The organism is Lacunisphaera limnophila (genome assembly GCF_001746835.1).
Classification (GTDB): Bacteria; Verrucomicrobiota; Verrucomicrobiia; order Opitutales; family Opitutaceae; genus Lacunisphaera; species Lacunisphaera limnophila.
Genome location: NZ_CP016094.1, coordinates 914,813 through 941,791, shown reverse-complemented (window position 1 = coordinate 941,791; position 26,979 = coordinate 914,813). Strand labels below are relative to the sequence as shown.

Here is a 26,979-nt window from a genome sequence, read left to right as displayed (position 1 = left end):
CAGACCGCGTCGATCCGGTCTTTGACTTAAGATCTTTTGCCGACTTTTTTGGTGATGTATCAAATTTGCGAAAAGCCGGACTTGACGCATTTCGGTAAATGCGATGTTTATCGCCGGGTCCAAAAACCACGCCCACGCCACGACCTTTAGATGTCCGTTTTTCGTCAAAGAGAATTCATGTTGGAGCCCCTGGAGCAGCGCATGCTGTTGTCCGGTGATGGGCTGGTGGGCGACGGTTTGATCAAGTTTGACGAGCCTTCCGCGCCTGTCCTGAGCGCCGAAGTGCTGACGGAAAACGCTGGTTCCGGGGACATGGATTCCCTGGTCATGCCATCAGACGATAGCCTGGTGGACACCACGGTCACCACGGTTCCGGCCGCCACGACCGAGGTCGTCACGGTCGTATCCGAGACCGCACCGGTGACTGAGACCATCGCGGCCGCCCCGAGCGTGACCGCCCCTCTCGCGCCCGAGGTTCCGAGCGCCGCCGATCTTGCCGTCATCACTCTCACCTCTGGAAACGGCCCGCCCCAGTCGGTAACTAGCTACACGGTTGGAGTTACGGGAGAAGTTCTCGATCCTTGGGATCCGCCGTTCGGTGGATTCAATTTTACTGCATTGCTAGATCCGAGCGTTGATGCCGGTCTGCAGGTGTCCACCAGAGACACGCAATACACGGCCCTCAAGACGCTGCTCGACACGGGTGCCGGTTCCACGGTGACGATGTACGGGACGATGGTGAAGCGGGCTGACACGGGCACCGGCGAATACTCGCTGGGTGAACTGACGATCACCGGCACCTTCAAATTTGAGCGCAACCTGGATGTGTCGGACAGCAACGCTCCGGCTTTTGATACGACCGGAACCAGGTTTGTTTTCCGGGTATGGTTTGAGACCGCGGCGACGGTCGCCTTTACCTCCGGCGGGGCGACCCTGACCCTGACGGCCAGCAAGGGTGCCTTCCTGGTCAGCGGCAAATACACCGGCCCGGGTGTTGGGGTCCCGGGTGAATATGACCTGGGTGGCGGGGCCGGCCAAATGGTCATCAGCGCTATCACCAGCCTGACTGCCGGTACCGGCGATACCTTTTCTTTTGCCAACCTGACCGGGACCGGTGGGACCGGTAATGCGATCCTTTCCGTGAACACGGCGACCGCGTTGAACAATGGCGGCGATACCGCCTGGTCCACCACGATCGGTGGCACCGCGTTCTCCGTGGACTTCAACGGTGCCTCCAATTTCATCCGCTTCACCGGCCAGGCCGATATCACCCTTACTTCGGCCGGCTTGAAGCTGCAGGGTGATTTTACATTTGCGGTGACAGACACGAATGGAGCCACCGCGGCTGGCCAGCTCCTGACCCTGGCCATGACCAGCGCCACAATTACCCTAGGCACCGGGACGGCCAAGCTGACGATCGGCGGCGCGATCACCCACACCTTCCAGATTTCGAGCGCCGGCATGTCCGGTCAGGTGGCGATCACGTCGCTTGAGATCATCGGGGCCACCGGGGTTTCGGGCAACAGTGCCACCGGCACCCTCAAGGTCGTGGCGACCACCGGCACCACCGTTACGGTCGAGACCACCATCGCCCTCACCATCACCGCCGCCCCGGTCTCAGCCACCCTCAGCGGTTCCCTGGCCTTTTCCTGGAAGGCGGATGATCTCCTCTTCACTGTCACCGACCTGTCGGCCAGCGTGACCGCCGGTGGCATCGGTCTGGCGATCACCGATGTCGATGGCGACTTCCTGATCCGCAGCACGGGTTTCGCCGGCAAGGCGACGGTGGGCGGCCTCGCGATGACCGGTTATACCTTCGGGAGCCTGTCCGGGCTGATTTTTGAGATCAACACGACCGATGCCGATGTGGCCAGCGTGGTGATGCCCGGCGGCAATACGCTAAGCTTCTCCGGCGCCGACCGGCGGAAGTACTTCCTGGTCTCGGGTGGCCTGACCCTTGGCCTTGATTTCGGCGGTGTGGCGGTGGCGGTGGCCGGCACCTTCTACTTTGAGCAGTACTCTTATGACCATGACGGGGATGCCGGGGCGGTCACGCCCAACACCAGCGTCTTCAAGGTCGGCATCGGCGGGGCCTCCGGCACCAGTGCCTCCTTCACCGCCGGTTCGGTCAAGATCGGGGTCACCGGCCTTTCCGGTGGTTTCATCATCAATGATGACGGTGTCGCCGGTTCGTTGTCGGCGACCACTCTGGATGTCGACGGGCTGCCTGATGGGGTCACCCTCAGTGGTTCCGCTTTTACCTTCGCCATCAACACGACCGGGGCGGTCACCGGGGCGGTCTCCTTTGACGGGCTGGGCGACAGCCCGGCGGCCGCCTTCAACTTCGGGGCCACCCAGACCGACTTCGTCAGCATCGGCGGCACGATCGATTTCGGCGTGGAAGCCGATGGCGCTTCCTTTGCCCTCAACGATGCCAGCCTGGCCTTCTTTGCCGGTACCGTGGATGGCGCCGAGGTGGTCAAGGTGGGCGGATCGGGCCTCACCGCCGAACTGACGGTCGGAGACATCACCGCCTCCGTGACCGGCGTCGGCTTCGTTGTGCTGTTCCTGGATGATGCCGTGGCGGACATTTCCGGCGTGGCTGGCCGGATCACCTTCGACGAGCTGACCATCGACGGCATCACCGATTTCACCTTTGAGGCCACGGATTTCGCCTTTGAGTTCAATACCACCGGCGAGGTGATCAATGAGGAGCTGTCGGTCGGTGGCGTCACCCAGACCCTCGACTACACCGTCGACGACAACGAAACCAACTTCTTCCGGGGCTACGGCACGATGACAGTCGCCTTCGACAACGGGGGCAGTTTCGCGATGGATATGACCGGCACATTCGCCTTCGAGGTGTATTCGTATGATGCCGACGGTGGCGGTGGTGATCCAGCGGTGAATGTGGTTATGTTTGGTTTTGAAAACGTCAGCTTCGAGATCGCGGTCGGTACGGACGGCCTGAAGCTGGTGGTGGACGATGCCGACGGTTTCTTCCTGTTCGGCATGAACGATGACGTGGTGCCTGTCGCCAGCTACGCCGGCCGCCTATCGATCAGCGCGGCCACTCTGGAGGGCGTAACTGGCTTGGAAATCAGTGTCACGGATTTCAATTTTGAGGTGAACACCTTTGGTCATGAGATTGCTGCGGTCATTGTCCGGGGCGACGTCGACACCGACCCGGATGACGCGGGTGATCCCGACGACTTCGAGTTGGATTTCACCGCCGCCAACCGCCACGACTTCATTGCCATCGCCGGCACGCTGAATCTGACCGTTGAGCTGGGTGGCTTCGAGTTCACCCTCAGCGGCAGCTTCTCTTTCGAAAGCACGACCATCACTTACGATGAAGGCACGGCGGAGGAGGCGGATGTCTCTACCCTCCGGATCGGGGTCAGCGGGGCTTCCTTCGGCCTGAGTGTGGGCGGCGAGGACAGCCTGACGCTGGAGGCCTCCGGGATCACGGGTGGCATCCTGATCAAGGCGGACGGTACCGTCGCGATGAAATTGTCCATCGCCACAGTCAGCCTGACCGGCATCGACGGCCTTACCTTCACGGTCACCAATTTCTTCCTGCAGCTGAACAACACCGGCGGGGCCGTGGAGGAGAACTTCACGTTCCCTGACGGCGGTGATCTGGATAACGACCCCGACGTGGTGGCGCTGGACTTCACTGACGACCTGTTTGCCCTCGGCGGCACTCTGTCACTGTCACTGGACGTGGGCGGATTCGCGGCCTCGTTGACGGGCTCGTTCTCTTTCGAACAGGGCGCCGGCAAGATGAAGGTAGCGGTTCAGAACGCGAGCATGAGCGTGGGCGTGAACGGCGTTGGCCTGGCCATCACCAATGTGAACGGCCTGTTCGTGCTCTATGATGGGGCCGATGCGGACCCAGACACGGACGACGGCACGCTGGCCATGAAACTGTCCATCGGCTCGATCGCCCTCACCGGCATCGACGACGCCCTGACCTTCACGGTCACCAATTTCTTCCTGCAGTTGAACACCGCCGGAGACATTGCGCAGGAAACGTTCACGATCCCCGACGGCGACGATGGAGATGGCGATCCGGACACGGTCACGATGGACTATGCCGAGGACCTCACGCTGTTGGGCGGCACGGTGGAGTTGGCCCTGACGGTGGGCTCATTCACTGCCACCATCAATGGTTCGTTCTCCTTCGAGCAGACCACCGGCAAGATGAAGATCGCCATCCAGAACGCCGGCATGAGCGTGAGCGTCGGCGACGTCGGTCTGGCCATCACGGGGGTGAACGGCCTGTTCGTGCTTTACGATGGGATCGATGCGGACCCGGACACCGACGATGGCACTCTGGCCATGCAGTTGGCGATCGGGTCGATCGCGCTGACGGGCATTGAAGACACGCTCACCTTCACGGTCAGCAATTTCTTCCTCAAACTGAATACCGCCGGTGACATCGACGAGGAGACCTTCACGGTGCCCGATGGTGATGACGGCGACTCGGATCCGGACGAGGTGACGATGGACTTCGACGAGAACCTAACCCAGCTCGGTGGCACGGTGGAACTCGCCCTGACGGTCGGATCCTTTACCGCGACCTTGGGCGGCTCCTTCTCCTTCGAGCAGGGCACCGACAAGATGAAGATCGCCATCCAGAACGGCAGTGTGACCGTGGGTGCGGGTGACGTCGGCCTGAGCATCACCGAGGTGAACGGTCTGTTTGTGGTTTATGACGGCACCGACGGCGATGCGGACACCGACGATGGCACCCTGGCCATGCAGCTGTCGATCGGCGAGGTGGCTTTGACGGGCATCGATGGCTTCACCTTCACGGTCACCGACTTCTTCCTGAAATTGAACACCGCCGGTGACATCGATGCGGAGGTCTTCACCGTGCCGGACGGGGACGATGGCGACGAGGATCCCGACGAGATCACCATGGATTATGCCGACGACATCCTGCAGATCGGTGGTGCCGTGCTGCTGGGCCTCGAGGTAGGCGGCTTCTCGTTGAGCATTCAGGGTGGGTTCTTCTTCGAGCAGGGCACGGACAAGATTCTGGTTGGCATCCAGGACGCCGGGATCGAACTCGAAGCCGGTGGCGTCACGCTTCTCATCTCCGACGTAGATGGCCTGTTCGCGATTTACGAGGGCGTGGATGATGGTGATGCGGACACCAACGACGGCACCTTGGCCATGAAGCTGTCGGTTGGCGAGGTGAGCCTGGATGGTCTCGACTTCCTGACCTTCGAAGTCACCAATTTTTTCCTGAATCTGAACACCGCCGGGGATATTGCGGCGGAGACCTTCACGATGCCCGACGGCGATGACGCCGGCCCGGAGCCGGACGAGGTGACCTTGGACTTTGACGCCAACATCCTGCAGCTGGGAGGTACGGTCGTCCTCGGCATCGAGGCCGGCAGCCTGACTGTCGAGCTGACGGGCACTCTCTTCTTCGAGCAGGCGACCGTGACTGACCCGGATACGGACATCGAATCCGAGGTCATCAAGGTTGCCGTGACTGACGGCGGACTGACCCTCGGCGTAGTCGAGATCGAGGATGTCAACGGCTACTTCATCATCCTGCCCGAAGGTTCCGCCGGCAAGCTGTCGGTGGGCGACATCACGGTCGACGTGGGCGACGCCTTCTTCCTCTCGGTGGACGACTTCTACCTTGAGTTCAACAACACGGGCGCGGATGTGGAGGTGGAATTCACGATTCCCGACGGGATCGATGCCGGAAGCGAGGACGATGTGGTTGAGCTGAGCTTCACCGGCGACAACCGCCACGACTTCGTCCTCATCAGCGGCTCGATCACCATTGGCATCGCCGACGACCCGGATACGGATGAATATGATCCGCTGCTTGAGCTGACTGCCACGGGCGTGACGATCGACACCGGTGCGACCGGGGCTGAGCCGATCTTCTCCGCTGAAGTGCTGTCCGGCACCCTCAACCTCCTCGAGCTCGGCGGCCCCATCACCGTTTCCGCCCGCAACCTTGCCGTCACGGCCGATGGAGATCTGGCGAACTTGGATGCGGACGAGCTGTTTGTAGTCGAGGTCTTCTTCGGCGGCACCTTCAAGGAGAACACGGTGACCGCCGGCCCCGACGGTGAGATGGACACGGATGACGACGTGACAACCGTCTCCGAAGTAGACCAGACCGGTGAAGAGGCCCCCGATTCCGCCGATTTGGATTTCAAATGGCCAGCGTGGATGCCGCTCAAGCTGCGTCACATCGCCCTGGAGTGGGAAGATGTCGGGGCGAACCCCGATGATTTTGACCTCCGGATCACCGCGGCGATCGACGCGAAAATTGCCGGCCTCTTCACCGTCTCCGGCTATGTGGAGAACCTCGTCATCGATATCGGCGACCTGGTGGCGGGCGATTTCCCGATCAAGAGCTTCGACGCCGCGGCGCTCTACGTCAGCGGGACCGCTTTCGGCCTGGAAGTCAGCGGCGGTTTCGTCCTCGGGATGATCGATGTGGATGCGAATGGGGACGATGTGGACGATCCCGATTACACCGGTTTGGGCGAGATTATCGACACCATCTATTTTGCGGGTCTCTCGGTGAAGGCCGAGATGCTCGGCCGCGGCGGCGTCCAGTTCGGCATCGGCTTGGCCTACATCGATGGGGAAGTGGTTCCTCTCGAGGTGATGGTGGGGGCTACCTTCCCGATTCTGATCGAGCCCATCTCCGGCCTCACGCTCGGTGCCTTCGCCGGTCGTGTGCAGTTCGCCCACACGCTGGACCAGGATTACGAGACGGAAGATGGCGACGTGGACCTCGACGCCCTCAAGACCGTCGCCAATAATCCCGATAGTGCGGTGGCGCCCATGGACATGGAGGATTGGGTGGAAAACCTGAAGGCCGCGACCCTGGCCCTGACCCCCGATTCCGAGGGCGCGTCGGTCGATGTGTGGAGCCAGCCGATGACCATCACGATCAAGGCGGACTTCTACTCCATTTACGCCCAGCCGGAAGCCCTCTATGGCGAGATGGTCGTCAGCTTCGACACCGAGGGCCGCATCCTGCTCGCCGGCGCCCTGACCTTTGGCGGCGGCAGCGTGAAGCTGAACGCCGGTCTTTATGCGAATCTGACCAACGTCGGTGACGGCGACTTCAGCTTCGCCTTCTACGGTTCCTACGGCCCGGCCTCCGGCACGAAGCAGTTCGAAATCGAGGCGACACTGAAGGTCCGAACCCTGGTGGGTGACATCGACCCTGACACCGGCCGGGCGGTACTGCGGCTCGACGGGGATGATAATCCCATCGTGTGGAATTCCGACGACTACACCGACGCGGAGCAGGCCACCCTCAAATTGGAGTTCGGCGGCTCGGTGAAGTTTGTCGTGGGTGGGGCCATGGTCGTCCAGGTGGATGGCACGGTGGACATGGAAGTCGACCTCATCGGCTCCACGGGGGTGCGGCTCAAGTTCAACGCCCAGGTCGGCATTGTCTCGCCTACGCCCAACCCGCTCGGTGAGCAGTTCGGCGAGATGGCCGGCTACATCTCCATCTTTGAAAACGTCGATGACGGCGAACTCGAGCTGGTCGGTGCCGTGGAAGTGCTCTTCAAGCCCGACACCCTGAAGGACTACGGCATCGACGTGACCGCCACCGTCACCCTCCAAATCAACACCACGGACGATCTCGCGGAGGATGTCGAGGTGGAGTACTTTGACGGCGACACAGCCACGTTCGATATCCGCGCCAATTCCTTCTCCCTCGCCCTGCAGGGCAATCTCTCCGTCGGGGCGCCGGGCAGTGAGCCGGCTGACGCCTTCCTCAAGATGAATGGTTTTGTGTCCATCGAGATCAACTCGGATGGCCTCACTCTCATCTTTGACGTTTCGGTGGAGCTGGCCCCGGGCGGCAACACCCTTCTTGCCCTCACCGCCACCGGCTTCATGCGCATCAACGACGATGGCATTGCGGCGCGGCTGGACATGGAGATGACCGACAATCTCCCGGAAGGCACCGGCCTGGAGTTTGAAGCCCAGTTTTTCCTGATCATCAACACCACCGGCAAGATCGTGGAGATCGAGGTGCCCGAGTATATCACCGGGGACGCCGGCTACACCGGACCGCTCGGGGTGATCATCCCGCAGGCCGCGCCGCTGATCGGCGGCGACCCGACCATTGCCGAGGGCGATCTCGATCTCACGGCGGGCCCAGACGGCAAGCTGATGACCAGCGATGATACGGTCACGTTGGGTGACCTCGCGACTGCCCAGGACTACTACATCATCTCGGCGGAAGGCAGCCTGGCCGCGGCCGGCCTAACCTTCGAGGGCGACTTCCTCCTGATCATCACCCAGGAGGATGACGGCTCCGGCGGGGTGGACACCTTTGTCCAGCTGCAGATTAACGCCGAGCTTGAGTTTGTGGCCCTCGGCTCCATCGGGGTGAACGGTTTCCTGGAAATTACCGATGAAGGTGCCGTCGGTCTCCTCGAGGTAGAAATCGACCTCGACGCGCTCGAGGCGGACCTCGGGGTAGCGATCGAGGCCGAAATCTACCTGGCCTTCAATACCTACGACACCGACTACACGGTGCCCCGTGCAGTGGCCTTAAATTTTGTCACGCTGGGCGACACCGAGCAACTGGTGCTTGAGGACAATCTCGTGCAGATCGAACTGCGGGGCACAATTAGCGTCGGCAGCCAGCTGGTGCTCATCGGCGAATTCATTTTCAAGAAGTCCGGCTCGGGGGTGAACGAAAAGACGCTCATCTCGGTGAACGCAATCATGACCCTGCCGGTCCTCGGCACCCTGAACGTGGATGGGGACCTGCTCTTCGTCGTGGACAATCCCGGCACCATCGGCACGGACGAGGGCGGCACGGTCGGTTCCCTGGTCGTAACCCTCGAATCCGACGACGACCTCGCCGCGATCGACATCACCTACAGCGCGACCATCAGCCTCAAGGTCAACTCGACCGATGTCAGTCAGGATGACCCGGGCGATGCCGGCACGGCGACCATTGACGCCGACACCGTGATGCTCGACATGAGCGGCACGCTCACGTTGCTGGGCTCCTTCACCTTCACGGGCCACTTCTATTTCCAGAAGTCAGGCACCAACATCAACATCGAATTCGATGCCACGCTGAGCATCGGTTTCCTCGGCACCCTCCGCGCCACCGGCAACTTCGACAGCGACAACACCGGGTTCCAGGCGCAGCTCACGCTCTCGATCGAGAGCGCGGCGGGCTCGACCTACGGCTTCTCTTTCAGTGGCACGCTGTTTTTCGCGATCAACACCAAGTCCACCAACTACGAGGTGACCGGCCTGTCCAACCTCGCCGACCAGACCATCGCGCCGGGCGGAACGATGATTGTCATCACAGGGCAGCTCCAACTCTTCTCCACCTTCAGCCTGAGTGGCACCTTTGCCCTGACGGTCAGCCCCACTTCCACCAGCATTACTCTCTACGCCACCCTGAGCGTGTTTGGCGTCGGCCTCAACGTCACCGGGTCGGCGAGCATCATCACCGCCGACAACGGCGGCACGATCGGCGACGAGCGCGGTATCGTGCTCAACCTGCAGTTGCGGCTGGGCACGAACACCAACGTGACGATGAGCCCGGTGGCCAGCGTCATGTCCCTCACCGGCACGTTCACCTTGCAGATCAACACCACCGACTTTGCCAACAGCGGCATCGCGGCCAACTCGGTCACGATCGGCGCCAGCGTGGCCGCCAACATCATGGGGTTCACCCTGGCGTCTGGCTCCCTCACCATCTCCATCTCCTCTACGGGGTTCAGCATCGTCATCCCCTCGGGCAGCCCGCTCAGCCTCGATTTCTTCGGGTTCTTCAGCCTGAATTTCTACGGCAACCTGACCATCCTGACCGACGGCTCCAGCGAGTTCAGCTTCACCGCCACCGCCAGCGTCACGTTCCTCAATCCCGACATCTTCGGCTTCGCCGGCACGGTGTCCGTTTCCTTTAGCAAGAGCTTCAGCGGCGTCGCCACCGTTTCCGGCAGCATCAGCGCCACCTTCGGCGCCTTCGGCATCAAGCTCAGCGCCGGCGGCAACTTCACTTTCGCCAGCGATGGGACCGTCAGCCTCTCGGTCTACATCAGCCTCCAGATCACGCCCGCGTTCACGATCAAGATCTGGACCCCGTGGAAAACCTACCGGATCAATGTGCCCGCTCTCGTCATCGGCGGCACCTGGAGCAAGACCTTCGGCACGCGCGGGGCCGTGCCCGCGCCCCCGCCGCCGCCGGACCTCGCCCGCATGGTGGGCAACACGCTCTATCTCAACGTCGGCGCCGATGCCTACCTGCGCGGTGCCGCCTACGGGGCGGCCACGGATGAGAGCTATAACTTGACCTCGGCTGGCAACGGCACCTCCACGGGCAAGAAGGTCACGGTCGATGCCCTGGGCTTCACCAAGGAGTTCGACAACGTCACCAAGATCGTCGCCACCGACACCGCCGCCTCGAACACCTATATCAAGGTCGATCCGGCGCTGAACCTTCCGGTCGATATCAACGTCGGCAAGGCGGTCTCCGGCAAGAACCACTTCATCGTCGGTTCCGGCACCGCCCTCGTCTACGGTGGCACCAATGACGACTGGGTCGAGTTTGGCGCGGCCGGCGGCACCTACTATGCCGGCGACGGTGAGGGCCGGATCAAGGATCATGCTAACGGCAACACGACGGTGCGGGCCCCGGGCTATACCGAGTATGTCCTCACCGATGGCAGCCTGACTTACGGTGACGGCGCCAACAGCCAAACCCTCACTTTTGATAACGACTCCATCAAGAACGTCGTGCTTGACGGTGCCGCGAATGCCGTCTTCGAGACCACCAGCCTGGGTGGTTCCGGGACGGATTCCGACATCGACCCGAATCCGTGGACTGGCACCGCCACCTTCAATGGTTCGGGCAGCACCGGCACCATCCGCGCCACGACCGCGACCAGCCTGACGCTGACCAACACCGCGATCATCGAGAGCGGTGTCACGATCACGCTCAGTGGCATGCAGGTCGCCGAACTCTATGGCAACGAGGACGACAACTCGTTCACGATCTCGGGCTGGACGAACGGCGGTTCCATCGACGGCAAGGGCGGCACCGACACCGTCATCGCCAGCAACAACGCCAACTTCACGCTCAGCGACACCGCCCTCACCCGCAGCACCGGCGGTTCCCTCAGCCTCACCGGCATCGAGGTCGCCACCCTCACCGGCGGCAGCAGCGCCAACACCTTCAGCGTCAGCAGCTGGACCGGCACCGCCACCCTCGATGGCGCGGGCGGCAACGACGCCTACACCATCAACCTTAACACCACCGGCGGCATCACCAACGTGGCCGACACCGCCGGCGCCGCCGACACCCTGGTCATCAACGGCACCACCAGCGCCGACACGCTTACCGTCACCAGCAGCAGCGTCAGCCGCAGCAGCCAGGTGGTGAACTATTCCGGCATCGAGACCCTCACGCTCAACGCCGGTGACAACGACGACGCCATCACCATCAACAGCACCGCGGTCGCCACGAGCATCTACGGTGACGCCGGCGCCGACACCTTCACCGCCAACGGCAACTCCGCCTCGCTCACCCTCAGTGGCGGTGCGGGCAACGACACCGTCACCATCACCGCGTCCACCGCCGCCCTGACCCTGAACGGCGACGCGGACGACGACATCTTTAACCTGCGGGCGCTGAGCGCCGCCACCACGGTCAACACCGGCACCGGCACCAACACCGTCAATCTCGGCAACTCCAGCGCCGTGGTCGACAATCTTGATGGCGCCTTGACGATCAACGGCGGCGGCACCGACTCGGTGAACCTCAATGACTCCGGCAGCGGCGCCAAGACCGACGGCCAGCTCACCGGCACGACGATCACCGGCCTGGGCATGGCCGGCGGCATCACCTACAGCAGCATTGAGACCCTCGGCCTCACCTTCGGCTCCGGCGACGACACCTTCACCATCATCAGCACCCACGTCGGCACGACGACGGTCAACAGCGGCGGCGGCGCCGACCGCATCAACCTGCGCACCATCGCCGGCGTGACGACCCTCAACGGCGGGGCCGGGGCAGACAACTTCTATGTCGGCACGAACGCCGGCAACGGCGACACCGGCGGCAACGTCAACAGCATTGGCGCCAACCTCACGGTCAACGGCGATGCGAACGGTGGCACGCTGCATGTGGACGACACCGGCGATTCGGCCGGCAACACCGGCAACCTCACGGACACGGTGCTGAGCAACCTTGGCATGACCGGCACGCTGACCTACGGTACGCTGACCACGGTCAATATCCACCTCGGATCCGGCGGCGACACCTTCACCATCGCCAGCACGCACGCCGGCACGACCAACCTTAATACCAACGGCGGCAACGACACCATCAACGTCCAGGCCACCACGGGTGCCACCAACGTCAATACCGGCGCCAACACCAATACCATCAACGTGGGCAGCACGATGCCGACCACCGGCGGCAACCTGAACAGCCTAGCCGGCCTCCTGACTCTGACCGGTGGCGGCACGGACACACTGAATGTCGACGATACCGGCGACCTCGCCGGCAACACCGGCACCCTGACCGCCACGGCTCTGACCGGCCTGGGCATGACCGCGGGCATCAGCTACTCCAGCATCGAGACCCTGAATCTCGAGCTCGGCGCTGGCGACGACACCTTGGACATTGTCAGCACCTCCACGCTGACCAACGTCGACGGCAACGCGGGTGATGATACCATCACCGTCAATTCCGACCATGCCGTCGGCACCAACCCCATCGGCGCCACCCTGAACCTGGACGGCAACGAGGACAGCGATCACTTCCATATCTGGTTCTCCGGCGCCGGCTCGTCCCTGATCAATGTCCGCGACACCGGCACGGCCGGCACGAACAACCTGACCATGAACGGCACGCCGGGGTCCGACACCTTCCTGCTCCGTAAGCACTTCGTGGTGCTGCTCCAGTACGACGTCGACGACAACCAGCTGTCCTCCTACGAACGCGTCAACTACAACGAGTTCATCAGCAGCACGCTGACCAACTACATCAACGGCACGCTCACGATCAACGCGCTGGCCGGCGACAACGACTTTGCCATCGACGACAACAGCGCGATCACCGTCATCAACGGTGGCAACGACGGCGACCTCTACCGGATCGGCCAGGTCTTCGGCAACAGCTTCACCGGCGAAGGCTTTGAGACCGGTGACCTCCTGGCCACCACGCGTGGCCTGCTCAGCCACGGCGTGAGCAAGAAGCTCACGATCGTCGGCGGCACGGGCGAAGACTATTTTGTCATCTTCCACAACCGCGCGGTCCTCGAACTCGACGGCGGCGACGGCAACGACACCTTTACCATCCGCGCCTTCGCCTTGGCCGGCTCCTCCGAGGGTCCGGAGGGCTACGACCCTCAGCGCGGCGCCACTAATGTCTCCACCGGCGGCGGTGCCAACAACGTCAGCTACGCCGTCAACGCGCCGGTCAGGATCGATGGCGGCAGTGGCACCGACACGATCGTGGCCATCGCCACGGAGTTCTCCGACACCATCATCCTCACGCCCACCGGCATTTACGGCATGGGCCTGAACGTGACCTTCACGAACATCGAGCGCCTCGCGATCTACGCCGCCGAGGGCAACGACAACATCTGGATCCTCGGCGCGCCCCTCGGCCTCGAGGTCGAGGTGGTCGGCGGCCTCGGTTCCGACACCATCCACCTCGGCGGGGCGCCGGACCCGGTCCAGGTCATTCGCGTTAATAGCAGCGGTGAGGCGGAAGTCGATGGCAGCGGCGACCCGATCCTTGACACCGTGACCTTCACGCCGGTCTACGAGCTGACTGCGATCGACTCCTTTATCACCATCGTCGGCGGCGTCGGCGATGGCGTTCCGCCGCTTGAGGCCGGCATCGGCCTGCCGGGCGAAGACACCGGCCCGCTCCCCGACGTTGGCAACGTGAACCTTCTGGTGGACGAGGACCTGACGATCGACCGTCTCTGGGTCCGCAATGAGGGCAGCACGGTCACCAATACCGGTACGCTTACGGCGACCCGCCTTTCCGGCCTCGGCATGACCGCCAGCGGTGGCGGCGAGGGTTATGTGGACTATTCCGATCTCGATGAGTTCGTGATCAACCTGGGCTCGGGCGCCGACACCTTTACCATCGAGAACACCGGGCCCGGCCGCACGGTCCTGGACGCCGGGGGCGGCGGTGACACCATCAATGTCCGGACTATTTCCGGCCACACCATCCTCCTCGGCGGCGCCGGCGACGATACCTTTAACGTGGGTTCCGCCACCGATGCGACCGGCGTGCTGACCAGCCTTGCCGCCCACCTGACCATGGACGGCGGCGCCGATACCGATGTTGCCAACGTCAACCACCGCGGCGACCTCGACGGCAACACGGGTCTGCTCACCCGCACCACCCTGACCGGCCTCGAGATGACCTCCGACCTCGCCACGGTCAACCAGGCCGTCAGCTTCCGGGTGGATGCCACCGGCGGTACCTTCCGCCTCGGCTACGAGGGCAAGTGGACGACCGATTTGGCCTGGAACGCCTCCGACGACGACATCACCGGCGCCCTCTGGGCCCTCTTCCGCGCCCACTTCGCCGAGCAGCAGACGACCATTCACGGTGACAGCACCGTCGGCACGGCCCTCGGCTCCGTTTACGGCAATCGCTCCGCCTTCGCCGAGCGCGTGGGCGACGAGTTCATCATCAACTTCCAGGGCGCGCTGGCCGGTGAGGCTGTGACCCTCGACCTCGACACCGCCTCCCTCACCGGTGGTGCCATCACTACCACCCAGCGCATCGCCGGGATCAACTACTACGGCGTCGACACCCTCAACGTCTCCCTCGGCTCGGGCGCCGACACCCTCACGGTCGCGACCACCCACACCGGCGCCACGACGGTGAACACCCACAACGGCGCCGACCGCGTGAACGTCCGCACCATCGCCGGCGTGACGACCATCAACGCCGGGGCGGCCGCGGATAACATCTACGTCGGTACCAACGCCGGGGCGGGTGACACCGGCGGCAACGTCAACAGCATCGGCGCCAACCTCACCGTCAATGGCGACGCCACCGGCGGCATCCTCCACGTCGACGACACGGGTGACACCCTCGGCAACACCGGCAACCTGACCAGCACGGTCCTGAGCGGCCTGGGCATGACCGGCACACTGACCTATGGCACGCTGACCACGGTCAATCTCCACCTCGGCTCCGGCGGCGACACCTTCACGATTGAGAGCTCGCACGCCGGCACGACCAACCTGAACGCCAACGCCGGCGACGACACGATTAACGTCCGCACCATCGCCGGCGCCACCAACATCACCACCGGCACCGACACCAACACGGTGAACGTCGGCAGCACGATGCCCACCACCGGTGGCAACGTGAACAGCATCTCGGCTCTCCTCACCCTGACCGGCGGCGGCACCGACACGTTGAACGTGGACGACACCGGCGACACGGCGGGCAACACCGGCAATTTGACCGCCACGGCCCTGACCGGCCTGGGCATGGCCTCCGGCATCACCTACGCCAGCATCGAGACCCTGAACGTCGACCTGGGCTCGGGCGGCGACACCTTCCGGATCGAGAGCACGCACGTCGGCACGACCAACCTGAACGCCAACGCCGGCAACGACACGATCAACATCCGCACCATTGCCGGCGCCACCAACGTCACCACCGGCACCGACACCAACACGGTCAACGTCGGCAGCGCGATGCCCACGACCAACGGCAACGTGAATGGCATCTCCGCCCTCCTGACCCTGACCGGCGGCGGCACCGACACGGTGAACGTGAACGATACTTCCGACTCGGCCGCCAACATTACGGGCAACCTGACTTCCACGCTCCTGACCGGCCTGGGCATGTCCTCCGGCATCAGCTACTCCAGCATTGAGGAGCTCGACATCAGTCTCGGTTCGGGCGACGACATCTTCACCATCGAGAGCACGCACACGGGTACGACCACGGTGCACTCGCACAATGGTGCCGACCGAATCAATGTGCGCACCATTGCCGGGGTGACGACCATCAACACCGGCGCCGGGGTCGATAACGTCTACGTCGGTACCAACGCTGGCCTCGGTGACACCGGCGGCAACGTCAACAGCATCGGCGCCAACCTGTATGTCCATGGCAATGCCAACGGCGGCATCCTCCACGTCGACGACACCGGCGATACCCTGGCCAACACGGGTAACCTGACTTCCACGGTGCTGAGCGGCCTGAACATGACCGGCGTCATCACCTACGGTACGCTGACCACCGCCAACCTCCACCTCGGCGCCGGCGGCGACACCTTCACGATCGAGAGCACTCACGCCGGCACGACCAACCTGAACGCCAACAACGGCGACGATACCGTCCACATCCGGACCACCGCCGGCCTGACCAACCTCACCACCGGCACCGGCACCAACCTCGTCAACGTTGGCAGCCTGATGCCCACCACCGGCGGCAATGTGAACGCGATCTCCGGCCTCGACCTGCTGACCCTTGACGGCGGCGGCACCGACACGGTGAACGTCGACGACACCGGCGACACCCTCGGCAACACCGGCAATCTGACCGCCTCCCTGCTGACCGGTCTCGGCCTGGGCAACGGCATCGACTACACCAGCATCGAGACCCTGAACATCCGGCTGGGCTCCGGCGGCGACACCTTCCGCATCGAAAGCACGCATGTCGGCACGACCAACCTTTATACGAACGCCGGCGACGACACGACCAACATCCGCACCATCGCCGGTGCCACCAACGTCTACACCGGGACGGACACCAACACCGTCAATATTGGCAGCGACATGCCGACGACCGGTGGCCACCTGAACGACATCTCCGCCCTCCTGACGCTGACCGGCGGCGGCACCGACACGGTGAACGTCGACGACCGCAACGACACCGCCGGCAACACCGGCACCCTGACCGGTTCCACGCTCCGCGGCCTCGGCATGGCGGCGGGCATCGACTACACCAGCATCGAGACCCTGAACATCGACCTCGGCTCCGGGGACGATGTCTTCAACGTGCAGGGCACCACGGCGGTCACCACCCTCAATACCCAGGATGGCGACGACCGGATCTACGTCTCCTCCTCCGCCGCCCTCACCACCGGCACCAGCACCGACTTCCTCACCGGCCACCTCGACCTGATCACCGGCACGCTGAACCTCTACGCCGACTCCGGCCGTAATCTCCTCATGGTCAGCGACGAGGCGGCCACCGTGGGCGACACCGCCCTTACGATCACGGCCAACTCCATCAGCGGCATGGCGCCGGCCCTCATCACCTACCAGGCCGCGGCCTCGGACGGCGATTTCACCCCGGGGGTAACCATCTGGACCAGCCGCGGCGACGATGTGATCGTCGTGACCGGCTCCGACACCCGCTCCGGCACCCGGACGACCACCACCCTCAATACCAACACGGGCGACGACGACGTCACCGTCACCCTCGACGCGCTGGTTGACGGCTTCTTCGTCCTAAACACCGAAGATGGCGATGACACGGTCGACGCGTCCGCCTCCAGCCTCCCGCTGGTGATCTTCGGCGGTGCCGGCAGTGACACCATCGAGGGTGGCAGCGGCGGTGACATCCTCTTCGGCGACCGCGGCCGGGTCCATTACCTTGATACCAACGGCGACGCGGTCGCCATCCTCGGCGGCGGCGGTCCGGACGACCTGACCGACGGCATCATCCGCGACGACCTGTTCGCCTTCACCGTCGATTCGGCGACCGGCGACGTCGACACCATCACCGGTGGTACCGGTTCCGATTACATCTTGGGCGGCCTCGGCGCGGACATCCTCGCCGCCGGCGAGGGCGACAACACCGTGGTCGGCGATCATGCCGAGGTCACGCTGACGGATGGCCTCGTCACCCTCGTCGAGTCCCTCCTTACCGGTGGCGGCGGCGACACGATCACCTCCGGCAGCGGCCGCGACCTGATCCTCGGTGGCACCGGCCTTGACAACATTCAGGCCGGGGCAGGGGACAACGTCGTCCTCGGCGACCATGGCACCCTCACCCTGGCGGCCAACATCGTCACCGACGCCGTCTCGATGGTCTCGGTTGATGGCGATGTGGACACGATCACGACCCTCGGCGGGCGCGACTTCATCCTCGGCGGCGAGGCCGGTGACATCATCGCGGCGGGCGAGGGCGATAACGCCGTCGCCGGCGACCATGGCGACTTCAGCATCACGTCCGCCACGGCCTTCACCTTCACGGCCACCGACTTCACGATTGGCGGCAACGACGAGATCACCACCGGCGCGGGCCTCGACACCCTGATCGGCGGCCTCGGTCTCGATACGATCACGGCGGGTGATGGTGATAACGTGGTCCTGGGTGATCACGGCGATGTGACTCGCGACAGCGCCACGGACGATATCACCGCCACCTCGACCGATGAGGCCACCGGCGATGACGACGAGATCACGACCGGAGCCGGCCTCGATGTGATCCTCGGTGGCATGGGCGATGACACGATCGACGCCGGCGAGGGTTCGAACATCGTCTTCGGCGATTCCGGCACCGTGACCATCGAGGGCGGTCTGCCGGTCTCGATGGCGACCACCGCTCCGGCCGACGGCGGTGACGACATCATCACCACGGGTGATGGCGACGACACTATCCTCGGCGGCGAGGGCGCGGACCTCATCACCGCCGGCCACGGTGACAATATCGTCTTCGGCGACACCGGCAGCGCCACCTTCAGCGGCGCCCTCACGGTCAACCTCGAGGCAACCTCCGCCTCCGGCGGCATGGATGAGATTTACACCGGCACGGGCGATGACTTCGTCCTGGGTGGCCGGGGTGACGACTTCATCGACGCCGGCGAGGGCGATAACGTCGCCTTCGGCGACCAGGGCGAGGTGGACTTCACCGCCGGCCACGCCACCAGCCTGGTCAGCGCCGATGCCACGGCTGACGGCAACGATATCATCTTCACGGCCTCGGGTAGCGACGTGGTGCTCGGCGGTGGCGGCCACGACCAGCTCACCGTCGGCGTCGGTCCGTTCGCGTTCAGCGAGGGCGCCAACACCGTACTCGGCGACCATGGCGCGATCCTCCGCGCGCTCAACGGCTCCGTCCTTACCACGACCCGGGTCACCTCCGGCGACCTCGACATCGGCGGCGACGACCTCATCACCGGCGGCTTCGGCGCCGACCTGATCATCGCCGGCGCGGGTGCCGATGGCGTCAACGCCGGGGAAGGCGACAACGTCGTCCTCGGTGACGAAGGCCGCATCGAGACCGCCTCCTTCCTCTTCACTGTCATCGAATCCTCCTCCGGCGATTACCTCGACCTGATCATCGGCGGTGCCGGCACCGGCACGGATTACCTCCTTGGTGGCGGCGCGGCCGATACCCTCATTGCCGGCGATCTCCTGACCCCGGGCGACGGCACCAACGTGGTCCTGGGCGACCACGGCACGATCACCTTCACGGCGGGGATCCTGAGCCAGGTGGCCTCGACCACCAGCACCGGCGACAGCGACCTGATCGAGGCCGGCGACGGCTACAACATCGTCATCGGCGGCTTCGGCGCCGACAGCATCACCACCCTCGGCGGCACCAACGTCCTCGTGGGCGATCAGGGCCGGGTCAACGTCACCGGCACCACGCTGGTTGACGCGACCACGCTGGACGCCACCACCGGCTCCTTCGATCTGATTGTCACCGGCTCCGGCACGCACTGGATCCTCGGCGGCGACGCCGACGACATCATCGAGGCCGGCGACGGCTTTGCGGTGATCCTCGGCGACCACGGTCAAATTGAACGCGGCACGGGTGATGCCATCACGGTGACCTCGCTCGACATGACGGTCGGCGGAGCCGATCTCATCACGGCGGGCAGCGGCGACGACATCATCGTCGGCGGTCTGGCGGCGGACATCATCGAGGCCGGCGAGGGTGACAACCTGGTCCTCGGCGACAGCGGCGAGATCATCATCGCCAGCGACGGTGGCTACGACCTGGCCCGCAGTCTCGCCCCGGCCGACGGCGACAGTGATATCATCACGGCGGGCGCCGGCGACGACCTGATCATCGGCGGCGCGGCCGGCGACGAGATCACCGCGGGCGAGGGCGACAACCTGATCATCGGCGACATCGGCACGCTCGACTTCATCGCCGGGGTCCTCCGCAGCGCCCTTTCCTCCGACTTCACGATCGGCGGCGACGATACCATCACCGCGGGTGCCGGTGACGACTTCATCATCGGTGGCCTCGGTTCCGACACGCTCACCGCCGGCGAGGGTGTCAACGTGGTGCTCGGCGATCATGGCGAAGTCACTTATACGGCCGCCGGCGCTTATGATCTGGCGCGGACCCTTGAGGCCTCGGCCGGTGCCGCCGACACCATCACCACCGGGTCCGGCAACGACCTGATCCTGGGCGGCGCGGGCGGCGACGAGATCACCGCGGGCGCCGGCGCCAATCTGGTGATCGGCGACCATGGCACGTTCGACTTCGACGCCGGCCTGCTGCGCTCGGCCATTTCCTCCGACTTCACGATTGGCGGGGACGACGAGATTACCACGGGTGCCGGCAACGACTTCATCATCGGCGGCCTCGGTTCCGACACGCTCGCCGCCGGTGAGGGCGTCAACGTGGTGCTGGGCGACCATGGCGAGGTCACTTATACCGCCGCCGGCGCGTACGACCTGGCGCGTACCCTTGAGGCCTCCGCCGGCGCTGCCGACACCATCACGACCGGGGCCGGCAATGACTTGATCCTGGGTGGCGCGGGCAACGACGCCATCACCGCCGGTGCCGGGAACAACCTGGTGCTCGGCGACCATGGCACGCTCGACTTCGACGCGGGTCTCCTGCGCTCGGCGCTTTCCTCCGACTTTGCGATTGGCGGCAACGACACCATCACCGCGGGTGCCGGCGACGACTTCATCATCGGCGGCCTGGGTACGGATACCATCACCGCCGGCGAGGGCGACAACGTGGTGCTCGGCGATCATGGTGAGGTCACCTACACGACCGCCGGCGAGTATGACCTGGCGCGGACCCTTGAGGCGACGGCCGGTGCCGCCGACACCATCACGGCCGGAGCGGGCAACGACCTGATCCTGGGCGGCGCAGCCGGTGACACCATCACGGCGGGTGACGGTAACAACCTGGTCCTTGGCGACCACGGCACGCTCGATTTCGACGCGGGTCTCCTGCGCTCGGCGATTTCCTCGGACTTCACGATCGGCGGGGACGACGACATCACCACCGGCGCGGGCGACGACTTCATCATCGGCGGCCTTGGTTCCGACACGCTCACCGCCGGTGAGGGCGTCAACGTGGTGCTGGGCGACCATGGCGAGGTCACCTACACCGCCGCCGGCAAGTACGACCTGGCGCGCACCTTGCAGGCGAGCATCGGTGCTGCCGACACCATCACGACCGGGGCCGGCAACGACCTGATCCTGGGCGGCGCGGGCGGCGATAACATCACCGCGGGCAACGGCGCCAACCTGGCGATCGGTGACCATGGCACGCTCGACTTCGACGAGGGTCTCCTCCGCTCGGCGATCTCGACCGACTTCGCCATCGGCGGGAACGACATCATCACCGCGGGCACCGGCGTCGACTTCATCATCGGTGGCTTCGGTTCCGACACCCTCACCGCCGGGACCGGGGACAACGTCGTCCTCGGCGACCATGGCGAGGTTACCTACACGGCCGCCGGCAAGTACGACCTGGCGCGGACCCTTGAGGCCTCCGCCGGTGCCGCCGACTCCATCACGACCGGGGCCGGCAACGACCTGATCCTGGGCGGCGCGGCCGGCGATGACATCACCGCGGGTGACGGCGCCAACCTGGTGATCGGCGACCATGGCACGCTCGACTTTGACGAGGGCCTCCTCCGCTCGGCGGTCTCGACCGACTTCGCCGTCGGCGGCAACGACACCATCACCGCGGGCGCCGGGGTCGACTTCATCATCGGCGGCCTGGGCACGGACACGCTGACCGCCGGCGCGGGGGACAACGTGGTCCTGGGCGACCATGGCGAGGTCTACTATACCGCCAGCGGCCGGTACGACCTGGCGCGCAGCCTCCAGGCGACCTTCGGGGCCAATGACACCATCACGACCGGTTCGGGCAACGACCTCATCATCGGTGGCGCCGCCACGGACACGATCGCCGCGGGCGATGGCAACAACCTGGTGATCGGCGACCACGGCACGCTCGACTTCGTCGAGGGTGACCTCCGGTCGGCGGTCTCGACCGACTTCGCCATCGGCGGCGGCGACGCCATCACCACGGGTGCCGGCGACGACTTCATCATCGGTGGCCTGGGCATCGACACGCTCACCGCCGGCGAGGGTGACAACGTCGTCCTCGGTGACCACGGCGAGGTGATCTATACCGCGGCCGGCCGTTACGACCTGGCGCGCAGCCTGGAGGCGACCTACGGCGCCAATGACACCATCTCGACGGGTGCCGGTGACGATCTCATCATCGGCGGGGCGGCCACGGACACGATCACCGCGGGCAATGGCAACAACCTGGTGATTGGCGACCATGGCACGCTCGACTTTGTCGAGGGCGACCTCCGGTCGGCGGTCTCGACCGACTTCGCCATCGGCGGCGACGACACCGTCACCACCGGTACCGGCAATGATTTCATCATCGGCGGCCTCGGCGCCGACACGCTCACCGCCGGCGAGGGCGACAACGTCATCCTCGGCGACCACGGCGAGGTGACCTTCTCCTCCGTCGGCGACCTCAACCTCGTCCGGAGCCTGGCCCCGTCCGAGGGTGCGGGTGACACGATCACCAGTGGCGCCGGCCGGGATATCGTGGTCGGCGGCAGAGATGCCGACACCATCACCGCGGGCGACGGCGACAACCTGGTCTTCGGCGATAACGGCGAGGCCACCTGGCTGGTCACCGTGCCGGTCCACTTCACCACCTTCTCGACCGAGAACTCGGCCGACGACGTCATCACGACGGGCGAGGGCGACGACATCATCCTGGCCGGCGCGGGCGCCGACGAGGTCGCGGCGGGCAACGGTGACAACACGATCTTCGCCGACGAGGGCGAGCTGGAGTACGACGCCGACGGCATCCTGGAGCACCTGCTCTCGCTGGATGAGACTTCCGGCGGCACCGACACGGTCACCAGCGGCGCGGGCGACGATATCGTGGTCGGCGGCAAGGCCGAGGACGAGATCACGGCCGGCGATGGCGACAACCTCATCTTCGGTGACAACGGCGAGGCTACCTGGCTGGCGGGCGTGCCGGTCCACTTCACCACCTTCTCGACCGAGAACTCGGCCGACGACGTCATCACGACGGGCGAGGGCGATGACGTCATCCTCGCCGGTGCGGGCGCCGACATTGTCGATGCGAGCAACGGCGACAACACGGTCTTCGCCGACGAGGGCGAACTCACTTACGACGCCGACGGCATCCTTGAGCTGGCCACCACGCTGGATTCCGACCAGGGCGCGGTCGACGAGGTCACCACCGGTTCCGGCAACGACATCGTCTTCGGTGGCACGGACGCAGACAACATCGATGCCGGCGACGGCGACAACCTGGTCTTCGGCGACAACGGCGAGGCCGAGTGGCTGGCCGGCGTTCCGGTTTACTTCGGCACCTACGATTACGCCTCGGCCAACGACGACGTCATCCGCACCGGTTCCGGCCGCGATATCATCCTGGCCGGCGCAGGCGCCGACGAGGTCACGGCTGGCGACGGCGACAACACGGTCTTCGCCGACGAGGGCGAGCTCACTTACGATGCCGATGGCAACCTTGAGCTGGCCACGACGCTGGAATCCGACCAGGGGGCCGCGGACACGGTCACGGCCGGCTCCGGGGATGACATCGTCTTCGGTGGCACGGACACGGACACGATCAACGCCGGGGACGGCGACAACCTGGTCTTCGGTGATAACGGCGAGGCGGAGTGGCTGGCCACGGTGCCGGTGTACTTCGGCAGCTTCGCCCCGGAGGACGCCAACAACGACACGATCACCACCGGTTCGGGCAACGACACGATCCTGGCGGGTGCGGGCGTCGACGTGGTCGCGGCCGGCGATGGCAACAACACGATCTTTGCCGACGAAGGCGAACTGACCTACGATAGCGCCGGCCGCCTGGCCGAGGCCCTCTCTCTGGCGGAGGATCTGGGCGCCAACGACACCGTGACCTCCGGCTCGGGCAACGACCTCGTCTTCGGTGGCTTTGGTCTCGACAACATCAATGCCGGGAACGGCGACAATGTGGTCTTCGGCGACAACGGCACCGCGCTGTACAGCAGCGGGCTGGCCGAGCTCTTCCAGACCCTGACCCCGGAAAACTCGGACAACGACACCATCGCCACCGGCGCCGGTCGCGACGTTATCCTGGCGGGCGACGGCACCGACACGGTGACCGCCGGCGACGGCGACAATGTTATCCTGGGCGACGAAGGCATGATCACGCTGGCCGCGGGAGTCCTGGCGGAAATCACCTCCACGGACTTCGCCGCGGGTGCCGCGGATAGCATCACCACCGGCGAGGGCGCCGACATCATCATCGGCGGCCACGGCCTGGACACGATCACGGCGGGCAACGGCCACAACCTGATCGCCGGCGACAACGCCATCCTGACCCTGACCAGTGGGGTGGCGGTGAACCTCGCGGTGCTGGCTCCCGCCACTGGTGGCGCTGATACGATCACCACGGGCAGCGGCAACGACATCATCATCGGCGGCACGGCGGGCGACGTCATCGTGGCCGGCGACGGCAACAACGTTGTGGCCGGCGACCAGGCCACCATCACCTTCCTCGGCGGTGTGTTCGCCACGCTCACGCCCACCACCCCGGAAATCGGCGGAGCCGACACGATCACGACCGGCGGCGGCGACGACCGCATCGTGGCGGGCACGGGCGCCGACTGGATCGACGCCGGCAACGGCAACAACGTGGTCGTGGGCGACCATGCCCTCATCATCCAGGAGCTCGGCGCGCTGACCCTCGTCGAGTCCACGGCCTTCGCCGATGGCGGCGTGGACCTGATCTTCACCGGCACGGGCCAGGACCTGATCATCGGCGGCACCGCGGGCGACACCCTCCACGGCGGCGCGGGCAACGACCTGATCTTTGGTGACCATGTCCGGGTCGCCGGCGCGATTGACCTCGCCCTCCTGCCGCTCGCCCAGCCGCTCGATCCCTTCACCTTCACCGCCATCTCCACCCAGAACACGGGGGCCGACGGCCGCAGCGTGGCGGGGGATGACGTGGTCTTCGCCGACGCGGGTGACGACATCGTCTTCGGCCAGCAGGGTGACGACATCCTCCTCGGCGGCGACGGCGATGATGACCTGATCGGCGGCCACAATGTGACCCTCGGCCAGGATGGCGACGACCTGATCGACGCGGGCGCCGGCTTCGATGTGGTCGCCGGCGACAACGCCTCGATCCTTCGCACCGGCAGCAACGTCAGCCCGCGCGCCCGCGCCCTGGCCGGCACCGCCCTCTTCGACGACCGCGGCAACTTCCTCGTGACCGACACCCCGCAATCCTGGCCGACCGGCATCCAGGAACGCGCCGTGCTCATTCTCGACCACGCCTTTGACACGGCCGCCGGCCTCCACGGCGCCGATCAGCTCGTGGGTGGCGCTGGCGGCGACATGCTCTTCGGCCAGCTGGGTGATGACTTCATCCACGGCGACGCCACCTTCGCCGCGGCCGCCGCCGCCGATGGCACCCTCGATCGCGCCGCGGCCCGCGCCGCCGCGCTCGCCCTCTTCACCACCAGCCCGTGGGCCGGCGCCGCCACCGATGCCGACGATTACATCGAGGGTAACGGCGGCGATGACCTGATCTTTGGCGGCCTCGGCCAGGACGACATCGTGGGCGGCAGCTCCTCGATGTACGGCCTGAACAACCGCAACCTCCGGCCGGACGGCGCCGACACCATCTTCGGCGGCAACGGCACCGCCGCCGCCTTCGAGGACATGGGCGACGCCTCGCTCGACGGCCGCGCCCGCGATGCCGATGTGATCCTGGGCGACAACGCCGACATCCTCCGCCTGGTCGGCCTGAACGGGGTCTCCATCGGCGCCTTCCTGACCTTCGCCTACGACGCGGCCGGCACCATGCGGATCATCGTCCGCGGCTTTGCCCTACTCGACTACACGGTCCCGTCCTCGCCGGACGACATCGGTGAGTCGGATAACATCTACGGTGAGGCGGGCGACGACAGCCTCCACGGCCAGGTCGGCACCGACTTGCTGCAGGGCAACGGCAACGACGACAACCTCTACGGCGGCCAGGGTGACGACAACATCTTCGGCGGTGGCGGCGACGACTCCATTTCCCATAGCGATGAGCTCAAGCCGCCGCCACCCGCGCCGGGCAGCAGCGCCGCGGATCCGGGCAACTCCGAAGATGGCGAATCCTCGCTGGTCGGTGACGATCCCCTCCTGCCCAACTTCGTGGCCATGGCTGCCAACCTCCCGGTGGCCCTGCTCTCCCTCCCGGCCGGCACCCCGTCCGTCGGCGCGCTCTTCACCCCCCTCTACTTGGGCGTCGGCGACAGCGGCGACATGTGGCTCGGCGCGGGTGGCGACCCGGTGCTCGCCAATGGCGGCAGCCAGTGGCAGATCTTTGTGCCCGGCGTCTTCACCTCGACCGACTATGGCCGTCCGTCCAACCTGGTTGGTCCCTCCACCTCTTTTGCCGAGCTGCTCAATGATGAGAGCGTGACCCCGCCGGCGGGCGAGGCCCTGCCGGAGATCCCCACCACCGAGATCCCCTCGACCCCGGAGACCCCGGCCGACGAGACGGAGCCGAGCGAGCCGAACCCGGCCGAGTCGACACCGCCCGCCGACAACAATCCCCCCGCCCCCCAGGGCGAAACCCCGCCGGTTGAGCCCACGCCTGAGGCCGGCACCCCCGCGACCGAGGAGCCGGAGGCCCCCGCCGAGCCCCCGGCCGACGAGGCCCCGCCGGCCAACTGA

General features: G+C 65.3%; 1 protein-coding gene. It reads left to right on the top strand.

What is annotated here, in order from left to right; genetic code table 11:
* Window positions 1-150 precede the first annotated feature (150 nt).
* Complete coding sequence (locus tag Verru16B_RS03840; protein ID WP_083270082.1) at window positions 151-26,979, top strand: LEPR-XLL domain-containing protein; 26,829 nt, start codon at window positions 151-153, stop codon at window positions 26,977-26,979.